This is a genomic window from Mannheimia sp. USDA-ARS-USMARC-1261, assembly GCF_000521605.1.
Classification (GTDB): Bacteria; Pseudomonadota; Gammaproteobacteria; order Enterobacterales; family Pasteurellaceae; genus Mannheimia; species Mannheimia indoligenes.
This window is the reverse complement of the sequence record NZ_CP006942.1, coordinates 2,180,531-2,196,678: the sequence shown is the minus strand read 5'-3', so window position 1 is coordinate 2,196,678 and position 16,148 is coordinate 2,180,531. Positions and strand designations below refer to the sequence as shown.

General features: G+C 37.8%; 11 protein-coding genes. 9 read left to right on the top strand and 2 right to left on the bottom strand.

All coding sequences use genetic code 11. The features are described 5' to 3' along the window. Nucleotides 1-27 precede the first annotated feature (27 nt). The gene (gene ydiJ / locus X781_RS10630) at nt 28-3,120 is read right to left on the bottom strand and encodes a D-2-hydroxyglutarate dehydrogenase YdiJ (RefSeq protein ID WP_025236849.1); all 3,093 of its coding nucleotides are present in this window, start codon (nt 3,118-3,120) and stop codon (nt 28-30) included. A 409-nt stretch (nt 3,121-3,529) separates the two neighbouring features. On the opposite strand from ydiJ, the gene ompA reads away from it, so the two are divergent. After that, nucleotides 3,530-4,609, top strand: coding sequence for a porin OmpA (ompA, locus tag X781_RS10625; RefSeq protein ID WP_025236848.1), 1,080 nt, complete (start codon nt 3,530-3,532; stop codon nt 4,607-4,609). A gap of 63 nt (nt 4,610-4,672) precedes the next feature. Here the strand turns inward: ompA and matP are convergent, their stop codons facing one another. After that, complete coding sequence (gene matP / locus X781_RS10620; protein WP_025236847.1) at nt 4,673-5,119, bottom strand: macrodomain Ter protein MatP; 447 nt, start codon at nt 5,117-5,119, stop codon at nt 4,673-4,675. A 93-nt stretch (nt 5,120-5,212) separates the two neighbouring features. Here matP and X781_RS10615 point away from each other — a divergent pair, with 93 nt between their 5' ends. The 8 genes from X781_RS10615 to ptrA all read left to right on the top strand — a co-directional run bounded on the left by X781_RS10615 (nt 5,213) and on the right by ptrA (nt 16,127). Next, nucleotides 5,213-6,850, top strand: a complete 1,638-nt coding sequence (locus tag X781_RS10615; protein WP_025236846.1) for an AAA family ATPase — start codon at nt 5,213-5,215, stop codon at nt 6,848-6,850. Nucleotides 6,851-6,962: 112 nt separating this feature from the next. Next, a complete protein-coding gene (gene fabA / locus X781_RS10610; RefSeq protein WP_025236845.1) occupies nt 6,963-7,493 on the top strand; it encodes a bifunctional 3-hydroxydecanoyl-ACP dehydratase/trans-2-decenoyl-ACP isomerase in 531 nt (176 codons plus the stop codon). 99 nt (nt 7,494-7,592) lie between these two features. After that, nucleotides 7,593-8,114: a pilus assembly FimT family protein gene (locus tag X781_RS10605; RefSeq protein ID WP_025236844.1), complete on the top strand. Its 522-nt coding sequence runs from the start codon at nt 7,593-7,595 to the stop codon at nt 8,112-8,114. Then, nucleotides 8,074-8,766 (top strand): PulJ/GspJ family protein, encoded by a 693-nt coding sequence (locus X781_RS10600; RefSeq protein WP_038644051.1) that lies wholly within the window; start codon nt 8,074-8,076, stop codon nt 8,764-8,766. Before X781_RS10605 ends, X781_RS10600 begins: the two co-directional genes overlap by 41 nt. An 8-nt stretch (nt 8,767-8,774) precedes the next feature. Next, a complete protein-coding gene (locus X781_RS10595) occupies nt 8,775-9,458 on the top strand; it encodes a DUF2572 family protein (RefSeq protein ID WP_025236843.1) in 684 nt (227 codons plus the stop codon). After that, nucleotides 9,451-9,744, top strand: a complete 294-nt coding sequence (locus tag X781_RS10590; RefSeq protein WP_025236842.1) for a DUF5374 domain-containing protein — start codon at nt 9,451-9,453, stop codon at nt 9,742-9,744. Before X781_RS10595 ends, X781_RS10590 begins: the two co-directional genes overlap by 8 nt. A gap of 47 nt (nt 9,745-9,791) precedes the next feature. Beyond that, nucleotides 9,792-13,076, top strand: a complete 3,285-nt coding sequence (gene recC / locus X781_RS10585; RefSeq protein ID WP_025236841.1) for an exodeoxyribonuclease V subunit gamma — start codon at nt 9,792-9,794, stop codon at nt 13,074-13,076. Nucleotides 13,077-13,175: 99 nt separating this feature from the next. Beyond that, nucleotides 13,176-16,127 carry a pitrilysin gene (ptrA, locus tag X781_RS10580; RefSeq protein ID WP_025236840.1) on the top strand — a complete coding sequence of 984 codons (2,952 nt, stop codon included), beginning with the start codon at nt 13,176-13,178 and terminating at the stop codon, nt 16,125-16,127. Nucleotides 16,128-16,148 lie beyond the last annotated feature (21 nt).

Genomic DNA, 16,148 nt, shown 5'->3' with positions numbered 1-16,148 from the left:
TAAGCCCTTTCTGCTGATATTTCAACCTTAAATCACTTCCAATAACGCCTGAACTGGGTGCTTAATCCCCTGTTGCTCAAAGCGTTTCACTTGTGAACGGCAAGAATAGCCTGTGGCCAAGCAGCGTTCGAGCGGTTTGCCGTTGATTTTTTTCTGCCACGATTGTTCATAAATCGCTTTTGACATCGCTAAATGTTTGGTTTCGTGCCCGAATGTGCCTGCCATTCCGCAGCAACCGACATTTTCCGCCACTAATGTTTCGCCAAAGTGGGCGAAAATCGATTTCCATTCGTTCATTGAGTTGGGGAGTGAGGTGGATTCGGTGCAGTGAGCAAATAAATGCCATTGCAAGCGGTCGGAATCCGCAGTTTTTTTGCAATTTTCTAACTCGCCTTTTTGCATCACCTCTTTTAACCACTCGTGAGCTAATAGCACTTTGAAATCGCCCCGTTGCTCTTTGAGAATATCGTTATACTCTTGGCGGTAAATGAGGGTTAAGGCTGGATCGACCGACACCATCGGCACACCGAGTTTTGCCACACGGTTTAGGAAATCTGCTTGGTTTTTGGCGGTTTTGGCAAATTTAGCCAAAAAGCCTTTAACGTGTTGAGCTTTGCCACTTGGCTTGAATGGCAGCACAATCGGCTTAAAGCCAAGTTTTTGCGTGAGGGTAACAAAATCCGCCACCACTTTGGCATCGTAATAAGAGGTAAACGGATCTTGCACGATAAATAGCATTTTGCGATTTTCTGCAGAAAATTGACCGCTTGCAGCCTGCTGTTCAAGGCTTTCCAAACTCTCGCCTTGATAGCCGATTTCCACCAACTGATGTTGTAGGTTTGGCACAGACAGTGCTGGCAGATAAGTCATTCCCAATGTTTTATTTGCTGCTTTTTCAGCTAAGCTTGAGGTACTGAAAAAGTTAAAAAATTGCGGTTTTTTCGCCATTATTGGGGCAACAAATTCCAAATTCGACACCACATAATCTTTCAGCGGACGCAAATAGCGGCTGTGGTAAAGCTCATTAAATTGCGATCTAAAAGTTGGTACATCAATTTTGATCGGACATTGGCTAGCACAGGCTTTACAAGCAAGGCAAGTATCCATTGCCGCTTTCACTTCGTGTGAAAAATCGTACTCTTTCTTTTTGTTGAGCGAGTTTTGCATTTTCGCCACAAAATCCGTGAGCGAGGCGGTTTTGTTGTTAGCGTTGAAGATTAAATCATTTGGATCAACTTTCTGCTCCGCTAACAAACGTAACCATTCACGTACCAAAGAGGCTCGCCCTTTCGGTGAATAGAGACGGTTGCCCGACACTTTCATAGACGGACACATTGTACTATGTACATCAAAGTTAAAGCACAAGCCGTTGCCGTTACAATTCATCGCCCCTTTAAATTCCTCTCGCACTTGAATCGGAATTTGGCGGTCAAAATCGGCTCGCATTTGGGAATCAATCGGGTAGAGAGTTGCCTCGCTCTCTAATGGCGTACAAATTTTGCCGGGGTTCAAGCGATTTTGCGGATCGAATAAGGTTTTGATGTAGCGAAGTTCTTGCCACAAGGTTTCACCAAAGAAACGCTCACCATAATAAGAACGCATCCCTTTGCCGTGTTCGCCCCAAATCAAACCGCCGTATTTAGCGGTAAGTTCGACGACTTGGTCGGAAATCTGCTTAAAGGTTTCCACTTGGGCTTTGTCGCATAAATCCAATGCCGGGCGAACGTGTAGCACGCCGGCATCCACGTGGCCGAACATTCCGTATGGCAAATTGTGGCTATCTAATAATGCACGGAACTCTGCGATATAATCTGCTAAATTTTCCGGTGGCACGGCAGTATCTTCCACAAAGGCAATCGGTTTTGCCCAACCTTTGGCGTTGCCAAGCAAGCCCACCGCTTTTTTCCGCATTGCGTAGATTTTTTCGATGGAATTGACATCATCAGTAAGCTGATAGCCAATAATGCCAGCCTCTTGATTTGCAATTTTTTGATCGAGGCTTTCGCACAGGGCTTTGACTTGAGCCTCAATTTGAGCCAGGTCATTTGAGGCATATTCCACAATATTAATACCGAGAATCGGGTTGTTCGGATCTTCGGTTAAGAGATCCGATACCGAGTGCCACACAATGTCTTGCTTGGCGAGATTCAACACTTTGGAATCCACCGTTTCCACTGACAACGCTTTTGCCTCTAACATAAAAGGGGCGGAGCGGAGGGCGGCATCAAAGGAGTTATATTTAATATTAATTAAGGTGCGATATTTTGGAATTGGGAGTAAATTCAGTTTTGCTTCGCAAATAAAAGCAAGAGAGCCTTCCGAGCCGGTTAAGATTCGGGTGAGGTTAAATTCACTTTCATCATCATTAAAGACATTTTTCAGATCGTAGCCGGTAATAAAGCGGTTAAGTTGTGGCAATTCACTTAATACTGTTGGGCGTAAGGTTCTGCAACGGGTGAAAATTTCAGAGTGTAGGGTTTTGCCTAAAGTAGAAAGATTTAATTTTTCTAAATTTGCAAAAAAGTCCGCAGATTTGACCGCTTGTGTTTCTAAAATTTCGCCGTTAATTAAGACCGATTTGATCTCAAGAATATGGGCGGAAGTTTTTCCATATTGTAGTGAACCTTGACCGGAGGCATCGGTGTTAATCATTCCGCCTAGCGTTGCACGGTTACTGGTGGAAAGCTCGGGCGAAAAGAATAAGCCGTGAGGTTTTAAAAATTGGTTGAGTTGATCTTTTACCACGCCAGCTTGCACTCGCACCCAACGTTCTTCCACATTGAGTTCTAAAATTTGGTTCATATGGCGTGAGAGATCAACAATAATATTATTGTTAAGCGATTGTCCATTCGTGCCGGTACCGCCACCTCGAGGGGTAAAAGTTAAATCTTGATATTCCGCTTTTTGCGCAAGTTTGGTGAGGATCACTACATCAGAAACGGACTTCGGAAACAGAATTGCTTGCGGAATTTGTTGATAAACGCTGTTATCGGTTGCCAGCGATAAACGATCGGCATAACTGGAGGCAATATCGCCATTAAAATGTTGGTGGACTAGTTCGTCTAGATACGCCTGTGCGGTGGTATTTAATTGGGGTACTTTAGAAAGTCTAGGTATCATAGTTGTGTTTGATTTGATAAAAATAATAAGATTAAACTTTGGTTATCTTAGCAAGAATTCAAACAATTTAAAATGGAAGTGGATGGTTTGAAATTTGTTCATAATTACCTTTTTGATTAAAAAATGATCTAAAATATACATTTCCTTAGGAAAAAATAATTGATTTTTAGAAAACGAAGAAAGATAATTAGAACATTCTTGCTCAAACTAAATTTAGAACAAGAATGTTACTCAGAAGATAATTTTTATACAAAAAGTGCTTTTTTAGGGTGTTTTTTGTTGTATAATATCGCTGACATTAGCTCTCTTGCTTCTTAATTGTTGAAGCATAAAGTTAAAGTTTTAATACTTTATAAAAAGTATTAAGAATTTATTTTAATCGATGACAATATTTAAGAGGATCATCAAAATGAAAAAAACATTAGTTGCATTAGCAGTATTATCAACTGCAGCAGTAGCTCAAGCAGCTCCACAAGCTAACACTTTCTATGCAGGTGCTAAAGCTGGTTGGGCATCTTTTCACGACGGTTTAACTCAATTCGATGCTAAAGACAACAAAGGTGAAGGTTTTGGTATTAACCGTAACTCTGTAACTTATGGTGTATTCGGTGGTTACCAAATTTTAAACCAAAACAATGTTGGTTTAGCAGTAGAATTAGGTTATGATTATTTTGGTCGTGTTCGTGGTAATGAAGGCGAAGATAAAGCAATTAAACACGTTGCTCACGGTACTCATTTAAGTTTAAAACCAAGCTATGAAGTTGCTCCTAACTTAGATGTTTACGGTAAAGTAGGTGCTGCATTAGTTCGTAACGACTACAAAGGTTACAACGGTTATAAAGATCAACGTGCTCACAACTTAAAGACTTCATTATTATTAGGTGCAGGTCTTGAGTATGCAATTACTCCAGAATTAGCTGCTCGTGTTGAATACCAATACTTACAGGCTGCGGGTAACTTAGATAAAGCACGTCAAAAAGCAAACCTTGATTGGATTGATGCACAATATAGTCCAAAAATCCACTCAGTATCTGCTGGTTTAACATACCGTTTTGGTCAAGGTGCAGCACCAGTTGAAGCTCCTGAAGTTGTAACTAAAAACTTCGCATTCAGCTCAGATGTTTTATTTGATTTTGCTAAATCAAGCTTAAAACCTGCAGCAGCAACAGCTTTAGATGCAGCACACACAGAAATCTCTAACTTAGGTTTAGCTAACCCAGCTATCCAAGTTAATGGTTACACAGACCGTATCGGTAAAGATGCAGCAAACTTAAAACTTTCACAACGCCGTGCTGAAACTGTAGCTAACTACATCGTTTCTAAAGGTGCAAATCCAGCTAACGTAACAGCTGTAGGTTACGGTGAAGCAAACCCGGTAACTGGCAACACTTGTGATGCAGTTAAAGGTCGTAAAGCGTTAATCGCTTGTTTAGCACCAGATCGTCGTGTTGAAATCCAAGTTCAAGGTTCAAAAGAAGTAACTATGTAATAGTTTCTTCAATTGTAAAATTGAATAAAAAAATGCCCGCTTGTTAGCGGGCATTTTCCTTTTTTACTTTAATAAATCTTTTAAACTGGATTTCATTTTTGCGACTTGCTCTAAATAAAGCTGTTTGTTTTCAACTTCATCAGTTAATTTAATAATAGCTTCTGATAATGTGAGGTTTTGGCTTTTTGCATATTTAGAGAGTCTTAACCAGCTAGCGTATTCTAAATCAATAGATTTTTTCTTGGTTGTTTGTTTTTCAGCATTAAAAAAGCGTTTTCGCTTTGCTCGAACAGACTGACGCATTTTTTTTCGTTGTTCAGCTGTCATTTCTGACTTAATCCATTTTTCTACTTCTTCTGGGGACTCTTGTAAGGTGGAAAGAAATTGAACCTTTAAATCAACTAAACTTTGTTCTTCGTGTTTAGTAATGTTTTCCCCTTCTCGATGCTTTTTGAGAAGATATTGCCATTTCCAAGTAGTTTCTTGTGTGATGAGTTTTTGGTATCGCATAATCGTAAATAATGTTGAAAAAGATAAGCTATATTTAGCAAGTATAGCGGAATTCTGTATAATAAACCAAATTTTCGATAAAGAGGCATATCTGTGACCATTTTTCTACTTAATAGCCCGGCATTAACTGTGGAATACCCTTTCTCTGATTTAGATAAGAAAGTCAATTTTTTAGATTTCCAACCTAAAGCAAAACAAGCTCTAGATCAATTTATGCAAGCGAAATTTGGCTCTTTGCTAGTGCTTAAATCTGAGCTTTTTCCTGAATTTATTAATGAGCTGACGGATTATTTAAAAAAAGATAATTCAAGTATTTCTATAGTAACCAAAATGGATTTTAATAAAAATAATTTGTTTGGTTATTATATGTTTTTAGAAAGAGAACAGAAAACAGAATATGTAACAGGAGCAATTCAAGAAGCTAATAATGGTGTTTTAATTGTAAATATTAATTCATTATTATTGGATATTACGCAATGGGATAAATTAAAGCAGGCATTATTATTTGGAGAATATGAACCTCATTCTATTAATGATCTACCGCATTTCCTAGCCAAAGAAAAATCCTCATTTAAGTTAGTTTTGATTGGCGAAAGAGAAGATATTTCAACCCTTTCTGCTTATGATGACAGCTTATATCAAGTAGCACAATATACTGAAATTAAATCATATTTATCCTTAAATAATAATGTAGAGGAATGGGCGAATTATATTCAGACTTATGCAGAAAATATAATTAATAAAAGATTAACACCTGCTGCTCTTAATCAATTTTTACAGGCTTATATTCGAGAAAGCGAGAGCCGGGATTTAATTTCTATTTCACCTACATTATTAAGAAAGCATTTATTAGGTATTCAGAATTTCTATGCAAATACAGTAGAAATTAATGAAGTAAAAAGTTATTTTGATTATTTGGAGCAACAATCTTCAATTCTAAATGAATATACCGTAGAAGATATTCTCAGTAATCAACTCTATATTGAAACAGAAGGCGAAGAAATTGGGCAAATAAACGGTTTATCAGTCATTGATTTTGAAGGTGTTCCGCATAGCTTTGGCGAACCTTTGCGTATCAGCTGTAATGTGCAATATGGCGATGGGGAAATTCACGATATTGAACGTAAAGTGGAGCTGGGGGGCAATATTCATTCTAAAGGGATTATTCTTGCTCAATCCTGCTTGGCGAATTTGTTGGAACTTCCTACCCAATTACCGTTTTCCGCCTCAATTGCCTTTGAGCAATCTTATGGGGAAATTGATGGCGACAGCTCCTCATTAGCGATTTTTAGCGTGCTGGTGAGTGCCTTATCCAAATTGGCATTGCCGCAATCTATTGCGGTAACGGGAGCGATTGACCAATTTGGTAATGTGTTGAGTGTCGGTGGGGTTAATCAGAAGATTGAAGGTTTCTTCAATATTTGCCACGCTCGCCAATTAAGCGGACAACAAGGCGTAATTATTCCAGCCGCTTGCCTAAGCCATTTGAGTTTAAGAGCAGATGTGATCGAGGCAGTCGAACAAAATCAATTTAAAATTTGGGCGGTAGAAAATGTATTTGATGCATTAGAAATTCTTTTCGGGCGTGAGTTCTACGACGATGAAAAAGCGGTAAAAAGTAATAAATCATCATTATTTACATTGATTCATCAGCAATTAGATGAATGCAATAACGAAGAAACAAGCGGTTCATTTTTGAGAAAACTTTGCAAAAAATTAAAACTTGACTGATCCGACAAGTTAGTGTACAACTGTTCACTGAATTAAAAGTCTGTTACTATCAGTAATATTTCATAGCCTTTGATATAACAGGTTTCCCTCCATTTATAGGATTTTAAAAACAATGAACAACTGTACACCAATTATTAAACCAAGCTACTCTTATGAAGAGCTTCTACTCTCAGGTAAAGGAGAATTATTCGGGGAAAACGGTCCACAATTACCTGCCCCACCAATGCTAATGATGGATCGTATCGTTGAAATGAATGCAGAGAAAGGGAATTTCGAAAAAGGCTATATTGAGGCGGAATTTGATATTAAGCCGGATTTATGGTTTTTCAGCTGCCATTTTATCAATGATCCTGTGATGCCGGGTTGCTTGGGCTTAGATGCGATGTGGCAGTTAGTTGGTTTCTATCTTGGTTGGATTGGCGGCGAAGGTAAAGGTCGTGCATTAGGTGTGGGCGAAGTAAAATTTACCGGTCAAATTTTGCCAACAGCAAAAAAAGTAACCTACCGTATTCATATGAAGCGTGTCGTAAATCGTAAATTAGTGATGGGCGTAGCTGATGGTGAAGTAGAAGTTGATGGGCGTATAATTTACACCGCAACAGATTTAAAAGTGGGCTTATTCCAAGATACAACATCATTCTAATAAAAGCTGATTTTGCGATCTGCGTCGAAAAATTAAATTTTTTTCATTTACAAAATCCTCTTAAATTATAAGATACCCTCTGTTAAAGAGGGTATTTTTATGTATAAAGCAATAACATTAATTGAAATGCTAACGGCTATAGCGATTATGGTGATTGCTATTTATTTTATCTCTCCTATTATTTTTACTTTTCAAGATAGACTTTCACTCAATAGTGAAATTGAAAATATCCAATCTTTTATTTATCAAGTCCAAACAAAAGCTCGTTATAGTAAAAGAAACTATACCTTAACTATTTCTCAGCGGAATAATCAGTGGTGTATAGTGGCAGCAATCAAACCAATAAATAATACTAAGCAAATTATTTGCGATTGTTTAAATAAAAAGAGTTGTTCTTCAACTGAAGAGTATCATATTTATAATCCGAATAATCGAAATATCATATTGAAAAATAAAAGCTTATATCCGAATGCGTTTATTAATATTGATGGAGTAAGTGGTCAGTTAGAATCTAAATGTATTAAGCTTGATTTAAATAAAGAAAGCGATATTTTACAACTTGAACAATTAGGACGGGTTTATGTGGCTGCCAAAAATAAACGTAGTACCTGTAAAGATTAAGTTATCGGCATTTAGTTTACTTGAGGTTTTAATTACTACCGCACTAGGCACTTTTATCTTATTTGCTTTTGCTTCTAGTTATACCGATTTTTACCGTTCTCAAACTAAACAACGTGAGCTATCTGCTCTGCAAGCAGATGCTCACCAGATAATAAACTACTTTCAACAACACTTTCAACATATTGGTTATCAAGGTAATAAGCGAGCAGACAGTAACTTTGATTTATTTCAGCCTAATGGGAAAAGTTTAAATATTCCAAATCAACGTTGTTTGATTAGTTTTTATGATGTAAACCAAGACGGTTGTTTGGGAAAACGTAGAACAAAAACGACTGCTTGTAAGTTGGGCGATCTGAATAATACCCGTGATGTGTTAAAGGAGATATTTGCTTTTAAGCTAGAGAATAATGAAATTTATACTTTTTCGCAGAAATTAGATACTTGTGTGAAAGAGAATTGCTCAAAATTATTAGAAGATTGTAATGGTTCTTGGAGTAAGTTTACTGAAATAAATAGCGTTAGAGTAAATAAATTAAATTTTAATTGGAAGAAGAGAGATATATTACTTGAAGTGGAAATAGAATTAGAGTCGATAAAAGATCGTAATTTAATTTATTCTGCAAAAAGTTATATTTTTCTGCTAAACCATTAGAGGTAAAAATGAAATTTCAGAAAAATGCCAGTGCATTATTAGTTTCATTAATATTGATCTCTTCTATTTTGGCTATATTATTTTTAACAAAAGAGAAATGGATTAGCCAGCAGAATATTTCTCAGTTTTATAGTGAAAAATATCTTGTAGATAAATATCACTTTCTCACTTTGTACAAGGAAGATAAAAATAAACTTTGCCAAAAATTAAAAAAAGATATGATTGTTCAGTCTGATTTCTCGCCTCAGAAATTAAACTTTTTGCAATATCAATTTGAATGCCAATTTAACAGTTTATTCAAAGATAAAAAACCAAGTAAAGAGAAATATATACCATTTACACAGCTTTCAGATTATTTAGATTTAGCAAATGTACCGGCACAAGAGATTTATACTATTCGCAGCTTATCAGAATTGCCTTCTAGTAGCGAAGATAATCCGAAAATTATTATTGCTCAAAATGAGATTAATGAAAATCTCCCACAGGATTTTTATGGTATTGTGATTACTGATTATCTCTTTGATATTACAGGCAAAAAAATGTATGGTACTTTGTATTCCTCTTTTGATAACGCAAGAGAAGAACGCAATTTAACCTTTAAGAAAGAGGTTATCGCCCAGCTTGAAGCGAAATATTCCTACTGGCAATATTTACCTCATTCCGAAAATACCATAGGGGCAATTGATGAATAAATATAAGGCGGAAAGTACTATTTCACTTTTAGTGGCTATAGCTTTATTTACGATTGTGGTGTTGAGTTTTAGCCATTGGCAATCTGAGCAAAATAAGCGAGTGAATATCCATTTTCAGCAACAACAGGCAGCGGTGATATTAGAAAATCAAATTGCGTTACAGTTGGCGGGTTTAGATTGTGAACGGCAGATAGAGCAAAATAATATTCGCTATGACATTCAGTGCTCAGGGAATAAGCTTAGTATCCGTTTTCCACTTGGCAAAATTGAGCTGAATAATGATTGAATCCTCCATCGCTTTATTGGACAATAATTCATTAGCGAGGCGTTATTATGTTTACACTTTACCAATCCAACCAAATTTCTTCACTGGCGGAAATGCTGGTGAAAGTTCAGCAAGTTAATCCGCTTGAAGATCCATTTGAACCGGAAACGGTTTTGATCCAAAGTCAAGGAATGGCACAATGGTTGCAAATGCAGATTGCAGAATTAAACGGCATTATGGGCAACTGCAATTTTCTTTATCCAACCACTTTTTTGTGGCAGCAGTATCGTGTACTGTTTCCTGAATTACCGAAAGAGAATATTTTTGAACGCCATTCAATGACTTGGCGGATTATGCGTTTGCTCCCGAATTGCCTAAATCAAGATGAATTTAAGCCCCTTCAGCAGTATTTGGCAAATCAGCCGAACGAGGAGCAGTATCAACTTAAACTCTATCAACTTTCTGCCAAAATTGCCGAATTATTCGACCAATACTTAGTTTATCGCCCACATTGGTTGGTGCACTGGGAAGAGGGAAACTTACAAGCGGTCGAAAATGAACTAAAAATTGCAATTTCTGCAAAGAATGTCGATCTGAATTTGATTTCAAACGATATTAAATGGCAAAGCCAATTATGGTTGCAGATTATTCAAGATCTGCAAGCCGGGGCAGATGATCGGGTATTCACCACCTCGCATCGTGCGTATTTGCAACAAAATTATTTTGAAAAGCTAGATAATCTCACCGAAGCGGAAAAAGCAAAGCTACCAAAGCGTATCTTTATTTTTGGTATTTCTGCGTTCTCGCCGTTGCAGTTAGCGGTGTTTAAAAAATTAAGTGAGCATTGCGATATTCACATCTTTTTTTTCAACCCAAGCGAAAAATATTGGGGCGATAGCGTAGAAGACAAAGTATGGCAAAAGCTCGCCTTAACACATAAAATTTCGCCTGAAGATCTGGAAAATTTGTTAGCAGAGCAGAGCAATAAACTACTTGCCCTTTGGGGAAAACAGGGGCGTGATTTCTTAGCACAGCTGATGGAATTTGAGCCAAATATTATTGATGTATTCCTCGAACCTGAAGAAAACAGTAACCTAAACAAGCTTAAAAAGCAGATTTTTAGTTCCGTAAATAATGCCACTATTGATGATTTAACCGACGATCACTCTCTTCAAATTCACGCCTGCCATAGCCCAATGCGTGAAGTAGAAGTGTTACATAACCAACTACTGAATTTGTTTGAGAAAGACAAAACCTTACTGCCAAAAGACATCATTGTGATGTCGCCGGATATTAATAAATACGCTCCTTATATTGATGCGGTGTTTTCTCGCAATAAAGGTAGCCGAGATCCACGCTATATTCCGTTTTCGTTATCGGATCAGTCGTTTACTAAAATTGATCCAATCATCAATAGTTTTTTGCAACTGCTTGCGATGAAAGAGAGTCAATTTAATGCCGAAGATCTATTTGATTTATTGGAGGTTGGGGCAATTCAATCCCGTTTTTCCTTTAGTGCGGAAGATATTCACACGTTACGAGTGTGGGCGAAAAATGCAGGCGTACGTTCAGGCATTGATATTCAACAACCTCATTGGCAGAACTACAACTCGTGGGAAAACGGTTTAAATCGTTTACTGCTTGGCTCAAGCCTAAAAGAAGCTCACGGCATTTGGGAAAACACATTAGCATTTGGTGATAGCTACGGCTTAAATGCAGAGCTGGTTGGGCGATTGGCGTCGTTTATTTCAGCTTTATTGGAATGGGTAAAGCTGATTCAGTCGCCACAATCTTTAGATCAATGGCATTTAGCGGTAAAAATGCTGATTACAGATTTATATCAAGAAAATGCTGAAAATGCCGCCTCTATTTTGCTACTCAATACAGTAAACGATGAAATTTTAACATTGATTTCCGCAACTCATTTTGCTGAAGACCTCCACATTGAGATTTTAGCGTTGTTGTTTAATCAACAATTAAATCAACATACCCAGCAGCTCAATTTCTTGGTTGGGCGAGTCAATTTCGCCACACTTTTACCAATGCGAGCTATTCCATTTAAAGTGGTTTGTTTGCTTGGAATGAATGAAGCGGATTTCCCTCGTCAGCAACAGATCAATAGTTTTGATTTAATGCAATACGCTCCACAAAAAGGCGACCGTGCGAAACGAGATGATGATCGCTATCTCTTTTTGGAAGCCTTACTTTCTGCACAAAATGTGTTTTACATCAGTTACATCGGGCAATCGCAAAAAGACGGCAAAGAGATGTTGCCCTCTATTTTGGTTTCTCAGCTGCTTGATACCATTAGCGATTACTTAACACCTGAATTTAAATCAATGTTCGGAGCGGAAGTTGAGCAAATCTTAGTAAGAAAACAACCGCTTACAGTGTTTAGCAAAAGGAACTTCACTCACCCAAGAGATTATGCCTACAACGCAGAGTGGATTATCAACTCAAACAATTCCGTACAAGATTTCTTGAGTGAGCCCTTAAGTACGGAAATGGTAACTGATATTGAGATCGAAAACCTCATTCGCTTTGTGCAGAACCCGATTAAATTTTTCTTCGTTAATGTACTAGGTATCTCTTTTAACACTTACGATGATACGATTGATGAAAGCGAAATTTTTACGATGTCTGGGCTGGATAATTACGCTATCTTAAATGAATTATTAAGTGTTAAGCCCGAACAGCAAGAGCAATTTTTTGAGCAAGAACAGCTTAAAGGCAACTTACCGGCATCTAATTTTGCCACAACAACCAAGCAAGATTTAATCGGTAAAATCAGCGATATGCGAGCGACTTTAGCGGACTATTTAGCAAGAGAAAGCACAATTTTAACGCTAAACCACAGCATTGTCATTGATGAGAAAGTGCTCCAACTTAACGGCAATATGCCAAATTTATATAGTAATGAAATGGTGCTGTGGCGAGTGGGCGGATTACGAGATAAAGATAAGATTGAAATCTGGATTTATCATTTATTACTTTGTGCTTATTTCCCTCAAAAAACCGTGAAGTTTTATTATCGTGAAGGCGAGCAAACAGGGCAGCTGAGTTTTGAAACACTTTTACCGGAAGATGCTTTAGCTCAATTAACTGTTTATGTGAAGGATTACTTGGCAGGCTTATCGCAAGCTCAGCTGGTGATTTATCAAGGAATTGAAGAGTATCTCAAAAAAGGCAGTGAAAACAGCGAACAGGCTCTTTCTCTCCTTGCAGAAGATCGAGAAGGCAGTTATATCAACCGTGTTCTTTCACAAACAATAGAGCTAGATACAGATAACATTTATCAACGTACCATAAATTGGTTTGGGTTGATGAATGAGAAAATGAGGATAAATAGTTAAATACAAGCGGTTGTTTTTGTTGATAAATTTGCAAATAGAATTTTTCTTTCATTTTACTGTCAATAAATTACGACAAATTTTAATTTCAAAAGGAGATGTATGAAATTATCTATTCTAACTAAATTACTGGCAGCCACTTTTGCTGCTAATGTAATGACTTATCCAGCCTTTGCAGATGTTGCAAAAAATTCGGAAAAAATGACCGCTAGTCAAATGCAATCCCAGAGCCAGCAAGGCTTTGAGTTAATTAAGCAAAGCATTAATAAAAGCCCGAATGATAAGGCGATTTATCAAGGTATCAAACTGAATAATGGTATGGAGGTACTACTTATTTCAGATAGCCAAGCGAATAAATCGCTAATGTCCGCCATTATTCCGATTGGCTCGATGGATGACCCGGTTTCTCAGCAAGGGTTAGCTCACTATCTTGAGCATATGATTTTGATGGGCTCAAAAAACTACCCTGAAACCAACAGTTTAGACGGCTTTTTAACCCAAAATGGCGGAATGAATAATGCGTCTACCGCCCCTCATCGCACCGCTTATTATTTACAAGTGAATAATGAGGCGTTTAGTGAGGCGGTTACTCGTTTGGCGGATACGCTTGCCTTCCCATTATTGCTGGAAACGAATGCGAAAAAAGAGGTGAATGCGGTGAATGCCGAGATGGTGCGTGCGAAATCCCACGATGGACATTTATTGCACAGTGTGAATTTAGCCACTGCAAACCCAGCTCACCCTGCCACAAAATTTGCGGTTGGAAACAAAGATACATTATCTGATAAGCCGGATAGCAAATTACAAACCGAGCTGGAGAAATTCTACAAAGAGCGTTATTCGGCGAATTTGTTTAAAGTGGTGCTTTATTCAAATCAGTCGATTGAGCAGATGGCGAAATTGGCAGTAAATACGTTAGGCAAAATGGAAAACAAAAACCTAAGTGTGCCTCAAACGGCTGAACCACGTTACCGAGCGGAAGATAAATCCGTTTTCATTCAATATAAGCCGGTGAAATCCACTAAAATGCTTGTGATTGGCTTTGATTTCCCAAATGATGAAATGCACTTTAAGCACAAAACAGGCGAGTATATCGCTTATGTGCTGAATAATAATACCGATGGCACATTGTCAGATTATTTAATTAAACAAGGCTTATCCGATGGTGGCATTGAAGCAGTCAGTTCCGCTAATATTGGACGTGATCGCAGTTCGTTCGATATTTATATTGAGCTAACGGATAAAGGCTTAGCTGAGCAAGATAAAGTGATTTCTCTCGTGTTCCAACAAATTGAAAAAATCAAGCAAGAGGGCATTCAAGAAAGCTATTTCAATGAGGTAAAAGAGAGCCTGAAGCAAGATTTTCAACATCTACAAGTTGAGAAAAATATGGACTTTGTGGAGTTCATTACCGACCAAATGCTCTATTTTCCGTTAGAACACGTTATCGACCAACCTTATGTGGCGGAAACGATGGATAATGAGGCAATTAAAGCGAAATTGGCGGAAATGAATATCGACAATGCTCGTATTATACTCGTGAGCGATAATGCCGTAACGGATAAGAAAACGCCACATTTTGAGGCTGGCTATTCTGTGGCAAAAATCACAAACGGACAAAAGCAAAAATGGTTTGATTTCAGCCAAAATCCAACGCTCAATTTACCTGAGTTAAATCCTTATTTCACCACAGATTTCTCGTTAAATGAGGTAGAAAAAGGGCTGACTAAGCCAAAATTATTAGCTGAAAAACAAGGCGAGCTGATTTATGCGATGCCGAGTGTGAATTTTGCTACCGATCCGAAAGCGAAAATCAGTATGACATATAACATTCTCCCAAGACAGGACGATTTAAAAACCGCGATTGCGGCATCAATTTTGGGTTATATGAATAACTTGGCACAAACGAAGCTGGATTTTCAATCTTCCACAGCAGGAATGAATTTAAGTTTAGCCCCGGCAGCCAATGGTCTGGTGGCGAGTGCGGAAGGTTATACACAAAATCTAAGTAAGTTGATTTTAGACAGTATCAAACAATTCAGCACTTTTGAGCTTGATGAAGACGTATTAGCTCAGGCTAAACAACGTTTACACCAAGTTTTAGATCGTAGCGAGAAAGAAAATAGCCTTAATCAAGCGAATGCGGCGTTAACCTCTTTTGCAAGCTATCCGTATTTTGAGATAGCGAAACAACGTGAGATGATCGACCAAATCACGCTTGATGATGTGCAAAAATTACGTCAGCGTATTTTAAATGATGCGACAGGCTTTAAGTTACTTTCCGTTGGGAATTTGTCGAATGATCAGGTTTCTGCACTTTCAAACGAAGTACAAGCGGTCATAAAAAATCAAAAATCTGCAAATGCAACAGGGCAGTATCTTGATATTAATGAAAGCAATCGTAAGATCAATTTCATTAAAAACGTACCGAATGAAGACAACGCATTGTTAATGGCATTCCTGCCAAATGGCTATGCAGAGTTAGAGGGTGTAGTAAGAGCAAGATTGATTAGGGATATTGTGTCTCGCTGGTATTTCGATGATTTGCGTACCGACAAACAACTTGGTTATGTGGTGTATGCAACTCATACGGCTGTTGGTAAAACCTCAGGCATTCAGTTTATGGTGCAAAGTCCGAATACTACGCCGGCAGGGATTTTAGAACATAACAAGCGTTTCTTTAAAGAAAGCTTCGAGCGTTTACAGAATTTATCTGATGATGAATTTGTAAAATATCGCAATAGCTTGGTCGAAAAACTGCAATATAAGCCAGAATCTTTAGCAGAAGAATTTGCCGAATTTGGTTCAGACTTTAGCAGAAATAATGCGAAATTTGACCGCTTGCAACAAGTGATTGAGCTAACTAAAGGGCTAACTAAGGCAGATATTGTGGCGTTTTACCAAAAAGCGGTCATCGATCAGAAAGGTTTAGTATTCGTTAGCCAAGCTGTCGGCACAAAAACCAAAGCAGAAGATGTAGCGAAGTTTAACGATTTCGAACAAGTTGAAAGCATTGAAAAGCTACAACGAGAATTTGACATTAAAGACTACTAAGTAGAAAAAAGCCACCTTTCG